Genomic DNA, 16511 nt, shown 5'->3' with positions numbered 1-16511 from the left:
CAGCGCCGCTCTCTATTTATCGACTTTATTACACTGGCTCACGCATACTCCGTCCATTCATTTCAAGACGGTAAGAATGCTTTTTGTCAGTGATACGGGCAAGGCAGGCATCTGCATAGGTTCCGTCTGAAAACATATCAAACCAGGACTTGATCGGAAACTGTGAAATAAGGATTGTAGATTTACGTCCATCCCTTGCATCTATTACTTCAGAAAAAATCCCGGCATTTATCCAGATCAAGCGGCATAAGTCCGAAGTCATCCACTGCCAGCAAATCTATCTTTGCCAGCTTCTGGATGTATTCCAGATAGCATCCTTTAATCCGCGATTGTTCTAGCTCACCCATAAGGATACTGGCCCTGATGTACCGCACAGTTTTAAACTGACGGATTGCCGAAATACACAAAGCATTACTCAGATATGTTTTCCCACTGCTGGTCAGACCGGTAATCAACAGGTTTCGGCCTTCTTCCACCCAATGGCAGGTATTCAGCCTCTCGATGGATGCCGTATCCAGCATACGTCCTGGATCATAGATGGATTCATCCAGATCTGCGGCTGGATAACGTAGTTTGGCCTGCTTTAGGAACCGTGAAAATTTCTTGTCGTAACGGTTCTGCCATTCGGTATTGACGATCTCAATGATTCTGTCCATAAATGAGGCGAGATCCGCATTAGGATCCCTGAGTTGGTTTTCTAATGCATCTGCCATACCGGAAAGCTTCATCTGACGGAGCCTTGAAGTGACTTGCAGCTCTTCTTTTGTAAACGCATCTTTTGGAGGCATCATTTGTAAAAATCCCTCCCTCTGATGTTTTCATGTACAGGCATCTGTCCGGTTTGGCATTTCCCATATTTTTCATTACGTACTGTATTGAGTACTTTCTTGAAATAGGTATATTTGCATGCATTTGCTTTTACACAGCGTTCAGCTGCCTCTTCAACGATCGTATGGGAAATGTTTTTGCAGCTGTGCAGGATCCCATTACAGCTGTTGTAGGCTTGCTCCTCGTGTTTTGCTGAACGCAGGATACGGTCAACCAAAATCTCCATATATTCTCCATATACAGATGCCCAGCGTCTGTAGTAAGCACCATCCTTGGAATTTAGCTCCTTGTAATACTGATGATTCGCCGGCATATGGTTCTCTTCGGTAATATATAGCGGAAAGGTTTTATAAGACCGGGCATGCCTGCAGATCAGTTTATTGTTTTTATCGCATATCCTGACTTCGCTTATGGTGGCTTTGAGAACAGCCGGTTCTTTCAGATATCTGTACGGTACGGAGTAGTAATGCCCATCATACTCAAGATGGTAATTATTTGGCACATGCAGGAAATATTTGTAGTCACATAAAGTATAATTTGCACCGGGCAGGGGCTTCATATGCGGTTTGTCGTATTTGGTATATGCATCTTTCCGAGTAAACCGAATGTCGGATTTCTTTTTAAAATTTCTCTGATTGATCCCTGAAACAAGCTCCATAATCCGGTCATTGAGCATCGACAAGTCGGTAAATACACTTTCCTTCAGCTTTTCGACTAAATGTATCTCCAGAAATTTCACGTGGTTTTCCACGGTTGCTTTTCCTTTCGGTTTTCTTGGAGGCGGCGGCAGTACAATCGTATCGTAAAACTCTTCAAGGTCCGCAAAAGCAGAATTTAGGATCAATTCATCCTTTGTATGTCTGGTGACTGCTGTTTTTAAATTATCCGGAACGAGGTATTGTGGTATCGCACCGTAAAAGCTTAGTGCATGGACAACGCCAGAAATAAAGTTCGGCAATTTTTCATCCATAAAAGCCTCTGCATAAATGTAACTGCTAAACCCAAGGGTTGTAGTAAAAAGATGGACTTTATGGATTTCCCCTGTTTCCGGATCGACAAGAAGCTCCGGTTGGTCACCAACCCAGTCAATATACATCTTTTGCCCTGGGATTCGTTCTACTGGCATGGAGGCGTTCCGGCTGCCATAATTTTCTTCCATAAATCGGCGGTATAAATGATAAAACTGCGATTGCTGATATCCATCTGGGTGCTGCTCCTTGTATTCCAACCACAAGAATCCCAGATCCGCATTTTTCCCCATGGCGATCATGCGGTCATGGATTGCTTCAAAATCAGGGAGAGGAATATCTTGATGGCGGAGATTTTCCGGCGGATAAAATGCCTTCTCCACTTTTACAGGTTCCATCCTCTTCAAATCATCGAGAGAAAGTCCTAATTCTTTAAAGCGTTTCATAATGAGTGTCACTGTACTGGATCCGATGGAATAACGCTTTTGTACAGTGGTGTAACTCTGTTTTTGTAGGCGTAGTTCTACAACGCCGATAATAGTAGCGTAACTTTGCATGACATGCTCCTTTCTTTACACTCTGATCTGATTGTTCCATCTCAAAGTATAAAGGAAGATACGCCGTTTGAAGCGGAATTTGCACGCCGTTACTGTGGAATGATTACGCCGCCGGAAGCGGAATGGCTACGCCGTTCGTGCGGAATTTGCAGTCACCATTATGACCAAATATCGAGAAATCCTAAGATTATCCAGCTTAGGATTTAGTAATCGGAGCATAGCATTGAGCGTTCCGTGTTCAAGAAATACCGTAGCAAAGGTCTTAAAACGAGCACAAGAATTAGATGTTTCTTGGCCGCTGGAAGACACTCAAACGGATGAAGTTCTTGAAGGCTTGCTTTATCCAAAACAATGCGACCGCTCTCAAAAGCGTATGCCAGACTATGCCTACATTCACAAGGAGCTGCTCCGTAACGGAGTAAGTAAAAAACTCCTGTGGACAGAATACATGGAGGATTGCCGTGCCAACGGCGATGAACCACTGATGTATTCACAATTCTGCTATCACATCCAACAGGATGAACAGAAACGACGTGCTACCATGCACATCAATCGTAAACCCGGTGAGCAGGTCGAGGTTGACTGGGCAGGGGATCCTGCAACGATTATTGACCCAGATACCGGTGAAAGCTTAAAGTCTTACATATTCGTAGGTGTAATGACTTACAGCCAGTATGCGTATGTAGAAGCCTTTCTGGATATGAAGCAGAAATCATGGATCACTGCCCATGTCCATATGTACGAATTTTTTGGCGGTGTCGCCAGAATTCTCGTACCGGATAACTGCAGGACAGCAGTTGTTCACAATGGTGGATGGAAAGATCAGCAGATCAATGAAACCTATCAGGAAATGGCTGAGCACTATGGCACAGCTATCATCCCTGCCCGTGTCAGGACACCAAAGGATAAGCCGAATGCCGAAGGAACAGTAGGAAATATTTCTACTTAGATAACAGCAGCACTCCGGAATGAACAGTTCTTTTCTCTTGCCGAATTAAACTGTGCAATCAGAGAAAAACTGGAGCAGTTCAATCGAAGGCTCTTTCAAAAGAAAGAGGGCAGCCGGCTGGACTTATTTCTTGAAGATGAAAAGCCATTACTTTCGCCATTACCTACTACCCGCTTTGAACTGAGTGACTGGAAGACAGCCACCGTCCAGTTCAATTATCACATTGGATTTTTCTCCAGTGCCCTTTTTGATGATTGATTTTTCAATTACGTTTATTTATTACCATTGTTATCTGATGGCAGTCTCACTTCTCCGGTCCTTTTCTTCATAATTGAATTCTGTGTTTCCATCTGTGTTAGAATATAATCGCTTTCCTGCAGAAATACACCTGCCGCCTCAGCATATGATTCATATCCAGCTGCTTTCATTCTCTTTAACATTTTTGCCAAAGCACTGTTTTTGTCTCTACTCACCTGACGTGTGCTGATGCCCAGTTCCTCTGCTGTTTCCTTAACCTGTTTTCCCATAATAAAATAATCGCTCACGATTTTCTTTTCTTTCTCTGTCAGATCACTAAAGAGTTCTTTGAAGAAGATCTCGGTTGTGATATCCGATGCAATGTCACGTCCGCTATCTGCGATAAAGTCTGTCGCACAACCGTTTTCTGACTCTAAACCACAAAATAATACTGTATTATTTCTCTGATGCTGCTGATCAAACATATAATGTTCCTTATTATAAGAAATATTAAGAACTTCCAGCTCCTCTGCTGTAATATTAGCGTATTTCACCTTCTGATATCTGTCGTAAAATGTGTATTTTCTTTCTTCCATGATTGTTCCTCCAATTTGTCGTTTTTGTTGGTTTGATTTATGACAAATCAAAAATCATGGATATCTGGCATAATGCCTGCCTCTTCCCTGCATCTTGATATGCTCTTCCTTTCCGGCGTCTACCTGTTAAAAAGGAAGCTTTTTCAAATCAGCAACCTGTTTTTAGGTATAAAAAAAGGCCATGCCCTTCCGGGCACAGCCTGACGCCTTATAATTTGAGAAAAAAAACCTCCGCAAACATTACGTCTGCGAAGGTCTATTTCTCTCAGCATATCAATTCTAACATGCACGTATTTTCATTGTAATACCATTCACATGCCAGTTTACTGTCAGTTCACTGCCACTTTACTTCCACTTTTCTTCCAGTTTATTTCCTCCATCTTATTCTGTATCTTTTCCGGTCGCGTAAATGCCCAGAGCATTGTTGCATACAACCGGATTGCTTTCTTACGGTTTCGATAATAAGTGGTGCTTGGCATATCATCCAGCATCATCATCACATCTTCATTGGTATTTCCTGCTTCAAAATATCTATATTTTAAAAGCCGATAATACAGCTGTCCATTCTTTGGATAATCCCTCAAAGCTATCAGGGAATCTCTCATAATTTCCAGCAAACAGAGATTCATATCATTATTCAGAAGCTTTTCCTGGATTCTGCGTTTCTCTGCAGTCGCATCAAAATCTACCAGATCATATAACATTTCCTTCAGATGCTTCCCTTCTTCTGCATACATTTCATAATCTATATCCACAAGGTTCTTCTCAATACGGAACATTACCTTGGTATACTGACTCAGCAATAATTCCGTATTCTTATAAGCATCCTCTGCCACTTCTTCCATATTGATAAACATATCCTGTATTCTCTGCATAATTGTCCTCCTTCCCGACCGCTTCCGCAGCCAGACCAATCATTGTATTGTTTGTTCCATTCACAGTCTGTCACTGTCCTAACATCTCTTCATGCAGATTCCGCAGAAATATCCGCTGTGGGATAGCTTCTATTTCTGGCTGACCGGCAACTGTATGATCTATTGAAAGCAATCGGTTCTCACGGGAAAGGATGTATCCCCGACTGCTGATGTTCTCATCGAATATCTATCTCTCCAAAGGGGGCCCTGATTCAGTTAATGTCATTAACTTAAGAAAATTTCGATTATTGTAATAAGTGTTCAGATTAGCTTTCTTGAAAAATCACAAGATTTACGCATAACAAATAAACAAACCAAAAGTCTGCTTTTTGCCAGCTATATTCATTTGAATAATTTTTTATCCTATACGGTATGCGAAACTAACCCATCGTTTCTTTATTACTCGACGCTGATATTGTCGGTGTGGTCTTTGGGGTGATAGTTCTTTCTTAATCAGGCCTTCAACATCTATCGTTACAAATGTCTGGCGCAGATAATGCCTGCATATTTGAATTGCCATTGTGTAGTTTAATTGGTATGTGTACTTACGGTTTCTTTCTTCCAGTATGATATTTGCTGAAATAATTTCACAAAAATTATACAGGATCAGTTTTGCGTAAATTTCCTGACAGATATATTCCACATTTTTAGAGTGAAGATTTGTCAGGCCAATCGTATATTTCAGCTCACGGAAAGAAGTTTCGATATCTTACACGAACTTTCGTATAAGATATCTTATACGAACCCTGCTTTTATACGAACTTTTCAGAGGAAGAAGCCCTTTCCCACAGTACTTGTGTATAAGAAAGTTCGTATAAAACCTTAAATTAATATACCATGTTAGTACATACACTTTTATGATAGAAAGGAGACTGACATGGTAAACTTTAAAAACAATGTAATGGTGGTGATTGCTACACTTGAGCGGTACAGATACGGCCCCGAGAGCAATACAAATAAGCCTGGACTGCTACAATGCACTCAACGAAAGCATGGCGCATAACGGAATTCAAAGATTTTCTATGGATTGTGCACTGAAATGGTGTGAAAACAGTGCGGCAAAATATTTAAAGCCACAGTATCAGAATGCTATTTACAGGCTTTGTGATGTGTACGAATATGGGCGGATATTAGGTTCCCATCTTGTGGTCTACGCGCATCCATCGGAGCAGTTTCAAGACAGCATTGAAGGATACCTTTCGGAGATATCGCTTGCCGGTGGCTACACCCAGGCCCACCTGGCTAACATCCGGCACAAAGTCGTTCAGTTCTGCTGTTTTATGCAGTATAATGGCGCTGGCTGCATTGAGGATATTGACTATCCAATGCTTGATGATTACGACCAGTTCCTGAGGGAATCGTCGAAGGCATACTACATCAATGAAGGTCTTGTCAGCGGTTTTTTAGATATATGTCCGCCAGAGGAAGATGCCGGAAGGGTTATTCTCTTTACATCCATTACATGGAATCTGATAAGTGCACATCATTGTCAGATTTAGCAGTTGACGCACAGGCTGTAATCCATGCCCGCCGCAAAGCAGGCGCCTGTTTTCCCGCAGAAGAATTCCATCAGTCCATACATGATTTTGCAGGACGACTGAAATCGGCAGGATATAGCAAGACGGTAACGGATTCCGCGCCATACCACCTTACCTTGTTATATTTGTTTTTGGACAGGGAAAACCTCGGATATGACCGTACAATCACACATATGTGGTTTGAAGCAGTTGGAAAACGCCTCTTTGGAAAAGGCTTATGCATGGCGAGACGTACCTATGAGATGTATGATGACTATGTCCGCGAAGGAGACATCCTGCCCTCTCATTGGTGGAAACATAAGGATACTGAATACGACCGGCTGCCATCATGGTGCCAGGCCGGGATAGCGCCATTTATAGGTGCTAAGGAAAAGGAGGGCTGGGAAAGGAGTACGATCAAAATGTACCGTACCTGCACTACCAGATTCTGCGGCTTTCTCGTATCGTCAGGCTTGACTTCTTTCGCAGAATTGACACCCAGGCTTGTCAAGGAATTTAACCTTTTGATAACGGCCACAAAACGCCGGAAGCAAAGAATGCCTATAACAGCCGTATCAGAAAGTTTCTCATTTATCTTGAAATGAAAGAAGCCATTCCAATGGGGATGTATCTTGCGTTGCCGGGACAGGCGGCAGGCGGTGAAAAGATTGTGGATATCCTGTCGCCGGAAGAAATAGAAACAGTTGAGGTTTACTGTTCAATGCAGCCGCGCCCTCGAACTGAGGGATGCCGCGATCCTTATGGTGGCCCTGAACACGGGTTTCCGGTCAGGTGACATCATCGGAATGAAACTTTCCGACATTGACTGGAAAAACCGGAGTATCCGTATCTTCCAGCAGAAAACCGGGGCAGAACACCACCATCCAATGGACAATAAAACAGGCAATGCGATATACAGATATTTAAAGGATGCAAGACGCAGGGATACTGGCAGCGACAGGTTATTCCTTAGTCTAAAAGCGCCCTATGGTCCTGCCAGCCGTTCCGCATGCAGAAACGCAATGGAACGCGCAGGGATATCCGCAGGCAAAGTGCATATGTTCAGAAGGACCTTTGGCTCTGCTATATTAAACAGCGGCGCAACATTAACGGAGACGGCAGAAATGCTGGGGCATTCAGACACAAAAAGCGTACATAAATATACGTCGCTAGATACGGAAAGGATGCGGCTGTGCCCGCTTTCCCTCTCAGAGACCGGACTGTCAATGGATGAGAGGTACGGGCATGAATAAAGCAATCAAATATAAAAGCACTATTGCCAAGTGGATTACAGGGTTCATTGATGAAAAAAGGCCCTGGGATACAAGTATTATAGTGAATCCAAGTGGATGAGTCAGTTTGATGCATACTGGATTGACCACGGCTATGAAGAAACAGGACTGACTCCTGAGAACCTGTCCGTCCGGGTGGGTCAAAAAAAGGGATACCGAGGGTGAGAAATGCCTTGCGGCAAGGATAAGTGTTATAAGGCAGTTCTCCATATATCTGAATGGCCTAGGGATTTCCAGTTATTATCCTCCGATAGAAGTCCGTCCCCCAAAACCTGTTATCCATCTCCCCGCAGGTGATGAGATTGCAGAACTGTTTGTGGAGATTGACCATTATACACCAAGGAAGGGAAACGCAGATGTCAGACGCATGTCAAATGAGTATCCGGTACTGTTCAGGCTGATCTACCTGAATGGACTCCGAGCGTCAGAAGCCCGTCTTTTATCCATGGATGATGTTGACCCGTATGCCGGCACGATAGTGATACTTGACGGGAAGGGGAACCGGGACCGTATTGTTTATCTTTCGGATGACCTGACAAAACTTTGCAGGGAATACATTTCGTATCTTACAGCGGAACTCGGCAGGAAACCGTCATGGGTTTTCCCTGGGATTGATCCAGATAAGCCGGTGAGCTATGGAAGCATTAGTTCCATGTTCCGGAGGTGCTGGATGAACACATCTTTTGCTTCTGGATGTGACAGAAATCCGACAACGCACTGTCTGAGGCATGCATATGTTGTAAAAAGGATCAATCTATGGCGTGAACAGGGGCTAGACTTTGAACATATGCTTCCATACCTGAGCCGGTTTCTTGGCCACAAGAGTTTTCATGATACGTATTACTACTATCATTATGTTGAAGAGGCTGCGCAGACAATCAGAAAGAGAGATACGGTCACAGGCCGTGTAATCCCGGAGGTGATGCGCAGATGAATAACAACGCCATGCTGTTTTTTTGCAGAACCTATGATTTCCTGTATGTATTTATACCCAAAGAGAAAAACGGCTCCCATCATACAGCCGTTACCTATCGGCAGGGGCTTAAGACATTCCGGAATTATGTGAATAACATCGCGGGAATCCCTACAAACAGGTTCAATTTAAGGATTGCACGTATGATTTTTTATTGGATTACAGGAACCACCTCCATAAAGTGGATAACCTGAAGGCAAAGACGGTCAATAACAAGCTTGCAACAGTGAAGTCCTATGTGGGCTATGCTTCTGCGAGGGATGTAAGTTTACAGCAGTATGCATTTTCCATTGAACAGGTTCCTTATTATAGCGAACCAAAAGAGCGGAAACCGGTCATTGAAGATGTTGATGCGCTTGCGGCTCTGCTGCACATGCCTCCAAATACCCGGAAGGGGTTAAGGGACAAGGTCATCATGTGTGTTTTGTACGATGGCGGAATGCGGGTGGATGAGCTTGTTTCCATGGATGTCAGAAACGTATGTCTTGACTACGATAATGTTAAGTTAAGGATCCACGGAAAAGGCAACAAAGAACGCTGTGTCATAGTGGATTCCAAGACATCGGCATTGATCCAGCAGTATATGGGCGAGTTCCACCTGGAAAGAAACAGGGATGCTCCGTTTATCTATACCGTGATCGGCGGAAAACAGAAATATATGACTGCGCGTAATGTCCAAAAACTTATAAAGAAGTATTCGGACAAGGTCCGGGAAGCCTATGATTTGCCGGAATCTGTCTCACCACATACACTAAGGCGCACAAGGGGAACGCTGTTATATCGTGATGGCGTGGATTTGGCTGCGATATCAGTGCTATTGGGGCATGCAGACATGAAAACAACAAGGGACTACTATACGTCACCATCGTTAGATCAAATGAGAGAAATCGCAAACAGAAGAAACAGTGTGATTCCGGAAGAAGAACCATTATGGCCAGATGACGAAGATGAACTATCGCGGATTCTTGGATTAGACTAAGGACTTTATACGAACTTTTCGTGATTAGATGTTTGGTGTTTAGCGCATTCTCGTCAGGAAAGTTCGTATAAAAGCAGGGTTCGTATAAGATTCCCCATCGCATATGATAAAGTTCCTTGATCTTTTCAGGTGGGAATTCTTCTTTATCCAGGTTGCTGGCTATACATTCATAAACTCCATTTTCCAGCTGAAACTGTGTGAGTCTGAGATGAAGTGTATAAAACAAATTCTCAGAATCAAGAAAGTCAAATGGCGATGAATTTGAGAGATATTTATAACCTTTCGTTTTATAAAACTTTTGTTTACGGGTCATAATCAGTTCGATTTCTTCGTCAAATTCACAGGATACCGGCAAGGAAAGGCTTCCAGAAATGCTGCCTTTTTTCGAGGTATCTTTAATCCGGATTAGATAAAAGAGACCACGTTCCTGAATATTTGCAAAAATGTTATAAGTTTCGTATCCACGATCTGCCATAATGATAGTCTTCTGATTTGCAGTCAGCTTTTTAATCATTTCAATCATGGCAGAGGATTCATTTTCTTCATAAGGCTCCTGAATCAGAGCATCGACATATCGCCTGCTTTGGAGGTCATACAAGGCATTAAGATGCAGTTGATTAAAACCAAAAGTTCCTTCTTTACCAGCAAAATACGTGTGTGGATTTAGTGGATCACGAAATATATTCAAGTCAGAACCATCACAGGCAAGTAACTGGTAGCCTTGGTATTTTTTGTTACATAATATCTGCTCATGAAATTTATGAAATAAATATTCCATGGTATCTGGTTTCAATTTGTTCCTTTGTTTTATGAAACCAGAACGGGTTATTTGATTCAGATCATAATTAAAATATTTGTGTAATTCTGAGTTAAGTGAACCACCTTCCATAGTAAGTAGAAAGTTTATTGTCGAGGTAAAGTTCATCTTTCGATTTCTGGTAAAATCATGCCCAGGATTTTTGACGTAATCTTCTATCTGACTGGACATGCTGGAAATGGCAGCGTTGAGTTTGTTGCGGACATAATCAGCGTAAAAGTTCATTAGCAATTCCTCCTAAAATGTATTCATTCAAGGAGGCTTCGCCACATTTTTTCTGACATTTGTCAAGACCTTTTTCTGTTTTATTTTATAAATTTTTTTAAGTTAATGACATTAGTATATTAAGATCTTCCCCATTAAAGTAACTGACAAGAAAGCTCTGGACTATATCACCAATCCAGATAAGACAGATGAAAAAATACTGGTTTCCAGTTTTGGCTGCTCACCGGAAACTGCAGATCTGGAATTTGCTCTCACCAGAGAAAATGCAAAAAGAATGGAATGGATAAGGGCGATAATCTTGCATTTCACTTAATTCAGTCATTTAAGCCTGGAGAAATTGACGCAGAAACCGCACATCGCCTGGGACAACAATTTGCGGATGAAGTGCTAAAAGGAAAATATGAATACGTGATCAGTACCCATGTTGATAAAGACCACATCCACAATCATATCCTCTTCAACGCCGCCAGCTTCGTCTCCAATCACAAGTATGTTTCCAACAAACGCAGCTATCATAAAATCTGTCGGATCAGCAATCGCATCTGCCAGGAAAACGGACTTGCCACCAGTATGCCAACCGGTGAAAAAGGGAAGAGTTATAAAGAAAATATGGAATACCATCGTGGAACCAGCTGGAAAGTCAAACTACGTGTTTCGATTGATAAGGCAATCTGGTCCTCTATCAATTATGAAGAATTTTTACAGAAAATGCAGTTGGCAGGATATGAAATACGACAGGGAAAAAATTTATCCTTCCGGGCACCTGAACAGAAAAATTTCACCTATATGAAATCTCTCGGAAGCTACTATACAGAAGAAAATGTCCGACTCCGCTTAGAGAAAATCGTTATAAGACGAAAACTCCGAAGCCTTTGTCCAGAGAAGCTCGCCTGTATATCAATATCTCCACCTATATCACAACAGGCAATCGTGAATGCTTTGAACGCTGGGCAAAACTGAATAATCTAAAAGAAGCTGCAAAGACGTTCAACTATCTCTCCGAAAATAATCTCTTAAACTACGAGGACTTCCAACAGCATATTTCCAATGTTGAAAATTCCATCAAAGCGGCTGATCAGCACATCCAGAAAATCAGCACTGAGCTAACCACGCAGAAAGTCATTCAAAAACATTGTGACTCTTATCGGCTCTGTCGTAAAGTTATCGAAGATGCAAAATCAGCTCCAAATCCCACAGCATACCGGAGCAGACATCAGGCTGAATATCAGCTCCACGATTCGTTAAAAAAGAGCTTCAGGATTTCGGCATTACCAAAATCCCAAGCTCTGAAAAAATCCAGAAACGAATTGACAATCTTGTATCTGAGAAAGCATCTACTATACGAGAGAAGCAGGAATTGCGGAAAAAGCAACTAACACTGGATATCATTCAGCAAAACTTTTCAGCACTACTCAACACGCAAAATATTGCATTATCCCATCCACTTCACGAAGAAACTTTGTAATCGAATAGGCGGGGATTTTGATTAAATCCCCGCCTATTCGATTATTGAAGAGAAGATGTATCTTTCTACTGTTTGTTAGTCGAACATAATATACTTTACATTGCTTTATGATTACTTACTTTAAATTTTTAGATTTATTTTTCTCTACAAGTAGATGGTTATACCTTAAAAATTGATAAACTTATTTGGAAGCCAGCTAAAATAAAAGTGTGTCTGACTATATAGGTCGTATTACAGATAATTTATTATCTAATATAAGAAAATATGCAGACCCTTTAATTCCTATAGAAATATCTACGCTATATGTAAATCATTATGTAGGCATAAAAATAGAAAATAAAATTGCTGAGCCTTGCCGATATCATGGTTCTGGAATAGGAACTAAAAACATAAAAGCAATGATGCAACAAATGAATGGTTTATGTGAAATTAAATTTGCTTCTGATTATTACTGTATTATTCTCTATTTTCCAATTGACTTATAGATATATTATAAAATCTGTCAAATAAATATTCATACGAATGCAAGCAATTTCATAATCAAACAGAACTTGAGAGACAACCACATTTTCGATTGTCTATCAAGCTCTGTTTATCTCTTAGTACTTCAGATTATTCATTATTACTCTGCCTTTGACTTTGCTAACATAGCAATATCCCCCACACCATTTAAAACCATAGTTGGACGATACGCATAAGTTTTGAGTGTATCCTTCGTTGAACATCCAGAGAGAACCAATACAGTAGACATACCACTTTCCATTCCTGAAATCACATCTGTATCCATACGATCCCCAACCATTACAGCTTCTGCTGAATGACATCCAAGCATATTCAATCCTGTTCTCATCATCAGTGGATTCGGTTTCCCACAGAAATATGCCTGTGTACCTGTTGCCATTTCTATAGGTGCAATCAATGCACGACAAGCAGGAGCAATGCCGTTCTCAATCGGTCCGGAAACATCTGAGTTTGCTCCGATCAGCTTTGCACCTTTCAGAACTAAATTCGTTGCTTTTGTTAATGTATCCAATGAATAGGAGCGTCCCTCTCCCACAACAACATAATCCGGATTTACATCATTCATTGTGATACCTACATCATAAAGTGCATTTAACAGGCCGGCTTCTCCTATCACAAATGCCGAACAGCCTGCCGCCTGTTCTTTTAAAAATGCGGCTGTTGCCAATGCGCTGGTATAAAAATGTTCTTCTGGCACATCAAGTCCCATCCTTGCCAGTTTCTGATTTAATTCCCGTGGTGTATATCCACTATTATTTGTCAAAAATAAATATTCTTTCTTTTCATCATGCAACCACTGGATGAATTCTGGAACACCTGGCAATATCTGATTGTCATGATAAATCACACCATCCATATCACAGATGAATCCTTTTTTTTCATTAAAATCGATTATGGATTTTCTCATGTTCATATGCGCCCTGCCTTTCTTGTTTCTTTAGAATACACCTTGCTCTTTTCATAATAAAATAAAGCGCTATTTTCTACAAATATTTTCATATTATATCATCCACACATAAAATCAAATACATAGTACTGTGAAATCGAAGTAAATATTTCTATCAACAGAACCTTTTATGACAACATCTCTTTCACACAAGTACTCCGATAATCACTCGGTGATATTTTATATCTTTCTTTAAATACTCGGTTAAATGTTCTCTGACTTTCAAATCCACTATCCAGACAAATGTTTGTAATAGAATCACTCGTATTTTCCAAACGCTGGCATGCATAGTTCAGCCTTGCATCGTTAAGATATTGATTAAAGTTTCTATGGAATGTTTTGGAAAAGAGTCTGGATAAAACATATTTGCTCACCCCCAGATCTTTTGCCATCTCTTCCAGCGAAAATTTCTTCTTAAAATTTGCTGATATATAGGAAACTGTCTGGTAAATAAGATCGTTGCTCCCCACATTACTCTTTTCTACCAAATTTAATTTTCCTATGCAGCGTGCCAACACAATTTGAAGATATGCCTGTGCAACAGTAATATCCGACTGTTCTGTCTCTAAAATTGCATTTATAACCCTATATACCTCCGGTTCAACCTTTTCCGCTTTGATGATTGGGTATTCAGGAGCCATGGATTGCATGATATCTGCAAATTTGGCTATCGTAAATGGCGATGCAATCAGATAAGTCGCTTTATTTACACCGGGTGTCAGTACCTGATAGTGATGAATAACATCTGGAAATACAAAGCCTATATCTCCTTTTTCCATATGGTATAGTTCCTGTCCGACACCAAGTTCTAATGCTCCACTTGTTACACAAACGATCTCCAGTGCATTATGAAGATGTGGTTCAATATGTTTTGACTTCCTATTTATTGCTATGATCTCCTCTTTTGTGTCAACATATTTTAACTGCATGAAATACTCCCCTTTGCAACATTTGTCTATATCTTCTTTCGATTTGGCAAGCAATCCTTTTACACCTATCTTATAATCAACTTGTAAATAAGGAAAGGAGGAATTGCAAATGAGCAACCTAAAAAAATATCTGAATGACCTTTTAGTATTCTACACTGAATATTTTGAGCATCCTTACCATGTATAAATACTAAAAGGACTATTTTAGAGAACTGAATATTTTCTTAAGGCCATTTCACAAAAATGAAGTGGTCCTTTTTTATTTTCAAAATACAGTTCAATCACTTTATATATAGAAAAAGCACTGTCTCATCGAGCAATGACCAGACAACGCTTTCTCCTGTCAATTCTAATTTATGTCTGATGCATCTGTTACTTCATCTGCAGCAATTCCTTTTTCTGCTTTCAGTTTTTTATTTGCATCTTCAACATTCATTCTTGAAAGTGCAAACATAATCAATACATCAAAGATTAACGGAAGCCAAAGATACATGAACTGCATCATATCAAGTGCAGACTGTGGCTGAGTTGCATTTGTTCCGACATATCCACTGAGCTCAAGCATCCATCCAACAACAGCGGTTCCAATACCTCCACCGATTTTTACACCAAGAGAAGTACAAGAGTACATCGTTCCATCAATTCTCTTTCCCTGTGTAAGATAAGTGTATTCAGAGCAGGATGCAATAACAGCATTCATATCTCCCTGCCATGGTCCCTGACCTAAGGCTGCAAGAGCTGTAAACGCCATCATCAGCGGAACACTACCCATATATCCGGCAACAACAACAAGTGCTCTACCGATGACTGCTAAGACATAACCTCTTAAGTTCAGTTTATACATGCCTTTCCACTTACCAACTAATGTCGGTGTAAAAATCAGGGCAATGATCAGTGGAATATTTACTGCCCATGCAAATTGTCCAAACAAATTCTTATTTTTCAGTACCCATGTCATGTAATAAATGCCAGCTCCAATCATGGCACCATATAACTGCTGTAAAATATATGTTCCACAAATCATCATGTAATATTTGTTTTTGACAAGAAGCTTGAATGCCTGTACCATTCCATACTTTTCATTATCATTCTTTACTTCTCCTTCATTAAGTTCTTCCTCCGGAAGTTCCTTAACAGAAAGTGCTGAAATCGTATTTACGACCAGACCAATGATTGCATAGATAATAGCAACCGTTCTCCATGCCGCAGCATCTCCACCACATTTATCTACAAATCCAACTGTAATCGCCTGAATCAGAAGACTTGTTGAAAATGCAAAAATAAAACGGTAAGATCCCATCTGTACACGCTCTTTGCTGTTCTTTGTAATCAGTGACGTAAGTGCTGAATAAGCAATATTGTTTGCTGTATAAAACCCACCATTTAACAGTGTATAAGAAATAAAGAACCATGCATATTTAGCCGTTGTTCCCAAACTCACCGGTACTGCAAAGCAGCCGACCAGCGTAATGGCACAACCAATATATCCGTATAGCATCCAGGGTTTCGCTTTTCCCATTTTACTGTGTGTTTTGTCAATCATTGTTCCAAAAATATATCCGTAAAACCATCAAATAGTTTTGATACGGCAATCAGGGTACCCACGACACCTGCAGCAAGTCCTACCGAGTCCGTCAGATAGACCATCATAAAAGATGTCAGGAACGCATAGACTACATTACCTGCAATATCACCTGATCCGTATCCAATTTTGTTATACCATTTCAAATACTTTTTTTCTTCCATCGAATTTCTTTGCTCCTCATCTTCATCGCACTTAGAATCTCAATATGGCTA

16 protein-coding genes and 3 pseudogenes are annotated in these 16511 nt (G+C 40.8%); 10 read left to right on the top strand and 9 right to left on the bottom strand.

Features of this window, described 5'->3' with window-relative positions; translation table 11 throughout:
• Positions 1 to 28: 28 nt before the first annotated feature.
• Genes GN277_RS31145 through istA (GN277_RS03525) form a run of 3 tightly spaced genes read right to left on the bottom strand, consistent with a single transcriptional unit; the run spans position 29 to position 2353 of the window.
• The gene (locus tag GN277_RS31145) at positions 29 to 241 is read right to left on the bottom strand and encodes an ATP-binding protein (protein WP_322101243.1); all 213 of its coding nucleotides are present in this window, start codon (positions 239 to 241) and stop codon (positions 29 to 31) included.
• Complete coding sequence (locus GN277_RS29300; RefSeq protein WP_322101242.1) at positions 210 to 791, bottom strand: ATP-binding protein; 582 nt, start codon at positions 789 to 791, stop codon at positions 210 to 212. The genes GN277_RS31145 and GN277_RS29300 overlap by 32 nt, the downstream gene beginning before the upstream one ends.
• Entirely contained in the window at positions 788 to 2353 is a 1566-nt protein-coding gene (gene istA, locus GN277_RS03525; RefSeq protein ID WP_159749828.1) for an IS21 family transposase, read from the bottom strand. Before istA (GN277_RS03525) ends, GN277_RS29300 begins: the two co-directional genes overlap by 4 nt.
• Before the next feature lie 160 nt (positions 2354 to 2513).
• On the opposite strand from istA (GN277_RS03525), the pseudogene istA (GN277_RS03520) reads away from it, so the two are divergent.
• Positions 2514 to 3527 (top strand): annotated as a pseudogene (gene istA, locus GN277_RS03520) (IS21 family transposase); the annotation flags it as partial.
• A gap of 47 nt (positions 3528 to 3574) precedes the next feature.
• Here the strand turns inward: istA (GN277_RS03520) and GN277_RS03515 are convergent.
• Entirely contained in the window at positions 3575 to 4186 is a 612-nt protein-coding gene (locus GN277_RS03515) for a sigma factor-like helix-turn-helix DNA-binding protein (RefSeq protein WP_159749826.1), read from the bottom strand.
• Positions 4187 to 4464: 278 nt separating this feature from the next.
• On the bottom strand, positions 4465 to 5010 hold the full coding sequence (locus tag GN277_RS03510; RefSeq protein ID WP_004074343.1) for a hypothetical protein: 546 nt from the start codon (positions 5008 to 5010) through the stop codon (positions 4465 to 4467).
• Positions 5011 to 6071: 1061 nt separating this feature from the next.
• Between GN277_RS03510 and GN277_RS03500 the strand changes: the two genes are divergently transcribed.
• From GN277_RS03500 to GN277_RS03470, 7 genes are all read left to right on the top strand, one after another.
• The gene (locus GN277_RS03500; protein WP_159749824.1) at positions 6072 to 6548 is read left to right on the top strand and encodes a hypothetical protein; all 477 of its coding nucleotides are present in this window, start codon (positions 6072 to 6074) and stop codon (positions 6546 to 6548) included.
• The gene (locus GN277_RS03495) at positions 6512 to 7171 is read left to right on the top strand and encodes a hypothetical protein (protein ID WP_159749822.1); all 660 of its coding nucleotides are present in this window, start codon (positions 6512 to 6514) and stop codon (positions 7169 to 7171) included. The genes GN277_RS03500 and GN277_RS03495 overlap by 37 nt, the downstream gene beginning before the upstream one ends.
• 14 nt (positions 7172 to 7185) lie before the next feature.
• Entirely contained in the window at positions 7186 to 7362 is a 177-nt protein-coding gene (locus GN277_RS03490) for a hypothetical protein (protein WP_204162697.1), read from the top strand.
• Complete coding sequence (locus GN277_RS03485; protein WP_159749818.1) at positions 7328 to 7819, top strand: tyrosine-type recombinase/integrase; 492 nt, start codon at positions 7328 to 7330, stop codon at positions 7817 to 7819. Before GN277_RS03490 ends, GN277_RS03485 begins: the two co-directional genes overlap by 35 nt.
• A 406-nt stretch (positions 7820 to 8225) precedes the next feature.
• The gene (locus GN277_RS03480; RefSeq protein ID WP_159749816.1) at positions 8226 to 8792 is read left to right on the top strand and encodes a tyrosine-type recombinase/integrase; all 567 of its coding nucleotides are present in this window, start codon (positions 8226 to 8228) and stop codon (positions 8790 to 8792) included.
• Positions 8789 to 9025 carry a hypothetical protein gene (locus GN277_RS03475; protein ID WP_159749814.1) on the top strand — a complete coding sequence of 79 codons (237 nt, stop codon included), beginning with the start codon at positions 8789 to 8791 and terminating at the stop codon, positions 9023 to 9025. Before GN277_RS03480 ends, GN277_RS03475 begins: the two co-directional genes overlap by 4 nt.
• Positions 8986 to 9810, top strand: a complete 825-nt coding sequence (locus GN277_RS03470) for a tyrosine-type recombinase/integrase (protein WP_159749812.1) — start codon at positions 8986 to 8988, stop codon at positions 9808 to 9810. Before GN277_RS03475 ends, GN277_RS03470 begins: the two co-directional genes overlap by 40 nt.
• A 100-nt stretch (positions 9811 to 9910) precedes the next feature.
• On the opposite strand, the pseudogene GN277_RS32035 reads toward GN277_RS03470, so the two are convergent.
• Positions 9911 to 10798 (bottom strand): annotated as a pseudogene (locus GN277_RS32035) (IS4 family transposase); the annotation flags it as partial.
• A gap of 333 nt (positions 10799 to 11131) precedes the next feature.
• Here GN277_RS32035 and GN277_RS29805 point away from each other — a divergent pair.
• Complete coding sequence (locus GN277_RS29805; RefSeq protein ID WP_244324582.1) at positions 11132 to 11812, top strand: relaxase/mobilization nuclease domain-containing protein; 681 nt, start codon at positions 11132 to 11134, stop codon at positions 11810 to 11812.
• Between the two features lie 714 nt (positions 11813 to 12526).
• Positions 12527 to 12802 carry an ATP-binding protein gene (locus GN277_RS03455; protein ID WP_159749810.1) on the top strand — a complete coding sequence of 92 codons (276 nt, stop codon included), beginning with the start codon at positions 12527 to 12529 and terminating at the stop codon, positions 12800 to 12802.
• Positions 12803 to 12939: 137 nt separating this feature from the next.
• On the opposite strand, the gene GN277_RS03450 is transcribed toward GN277_RS03455, so the two are convergent.
• The 3 genes and pseudogenes from GN277_RS03450 to GN277_RS03440 all read right to left on the bottom strand — a co-directional run bounded on the left by GN277_RS03450 (position 12940) and on the right by GN277_RS03440 (position 16460).
• Positions 12940 to 13752, bottom strand: coding sequence for an HAD-IIA family hydrolase (locus tag GN277_RS03450; RefSeq protein WP_016222133.1), 813 nt, complete (start codon positions 13750 to 13752; stop codon positions 12940 to 12942).
• 161 nt (positions 13753 to 13913) lie between these two features.
• Positions 13914 to 14714 carry a helix-turn-helix transcriptional regulator gene (locus tag GN277_RS03445; protein ID WP_117596760.1) on the bottom strand — a complete coding sequence of 267 codons (801 nt, stop codon included), beginning with the start codon at positions 14712 to 14714 and terminating at the stop codon, positions 13914 to 13916.
• A gap of 349 nt (positions 14715 to 15063) precedes the next feature.
• Positions 15064 to 16460: pseudogene (locus GN277_RS03440) on the bottom strand (MFS transporter).
• Positions 16461 to 16511: the final 51 nt, after the last annotated feature.

The sequence above is a fragment of the Sporofaciens musculi genome, from assembly GCF_009830285.1.
Lineage (GTDB): Bacteria > Bacillota > Clostridia > Lachnospirales > Lachnospiraceae > Sporofaciens > Sporofaciens musculi.
Note: the sequence above shows the minus strand (reverse complement) of the source record. Positions and strands in the feature narration are given on the sequence as shown.

Bases quoted from the DNA above. Each gene is read 5' to 3' on its own strand.
- GN277_RS29300 (WP_322101242.1), bottom strand. From the start codon at position 791: ATGATGCCTCCAAAAGATGCGTTTACAAAAGAAGAGCTGCAAGTCACT.
- istA (WP_159749828.1), bottom strand. From the start codon at position 2,353: ATGCAAAGTTACGCTACTATTATCGGCGTTGTAGAACTACGCCTACAA.
- GN277_RS03510 (WP_004074343.1), bottom strand. From the start codon at position 5,010: ATGCAGAGAATACAGGATATGTTTATCAATATGGAAGAAGTGGCAGAG.
- GN277_RS03500 (WP_159749824.1), top strand. From the start codon at position 6,072: ATGGATTGTGCACTGAAATGGTGTGAAAACAGTGCGGCAAAATATTTA.
- GN277_RS03495 (WP_159749822.1), top strand. From the start codon at position 6,512: ATGGAATCTGATAAGTGCACATCATTGTCAGATTTAGCAGTTGACGCA.
- GN277_RS03490 (WP_204162697.1), top strand. From the start codon at position 7,186: ATGGGGATGTATCTTGCGTTGCCGGGACAGGCGGCAGGCGGTGAAAAG.
- GN277_RS03485 (WP_159749818.1), top strand. From the start codon at position 7,328: ATGGTGGCCCTGAACACGGGTTTCCGGTCAGGTGACATCATCGGAATG.
- GN277_RS03480 (WP_159749816.1), top strand. From the start codon at position 8,226: ATGTCAAATGAGTATCCGGTACTGTTCAGGCTGATCTACCTGAATGGA.
- GN277_RS03475 (WP_159749814.1), top strand. From the start codon at position 8,789: ATGAATAACAACGCCATGCTGTTTTTTTGCAGAACCTATGATTTCCTG.
- GN277_RS29805 (WP_244324582.1), top strand. From the start codon at position 11,132: ATGGATAAGGGCGATAATCTTGCATTTCACTTAATTCAGTCATTTAAG.
- GN277_RS03450 (WP_016222133.1), bottom strand. From the start codon at position 13,752: ATGAACATGAGAAAATCCATAATCGATTTTAATGAAAAAAAAGGATTC.
- GN277_RS03445 (WP_117596760.1), bottom strand. From the start codon at position 14,714: ATGCAGTTAAAATATGTTGACACAAAAGAGGAGATCATAGCAATAAAT.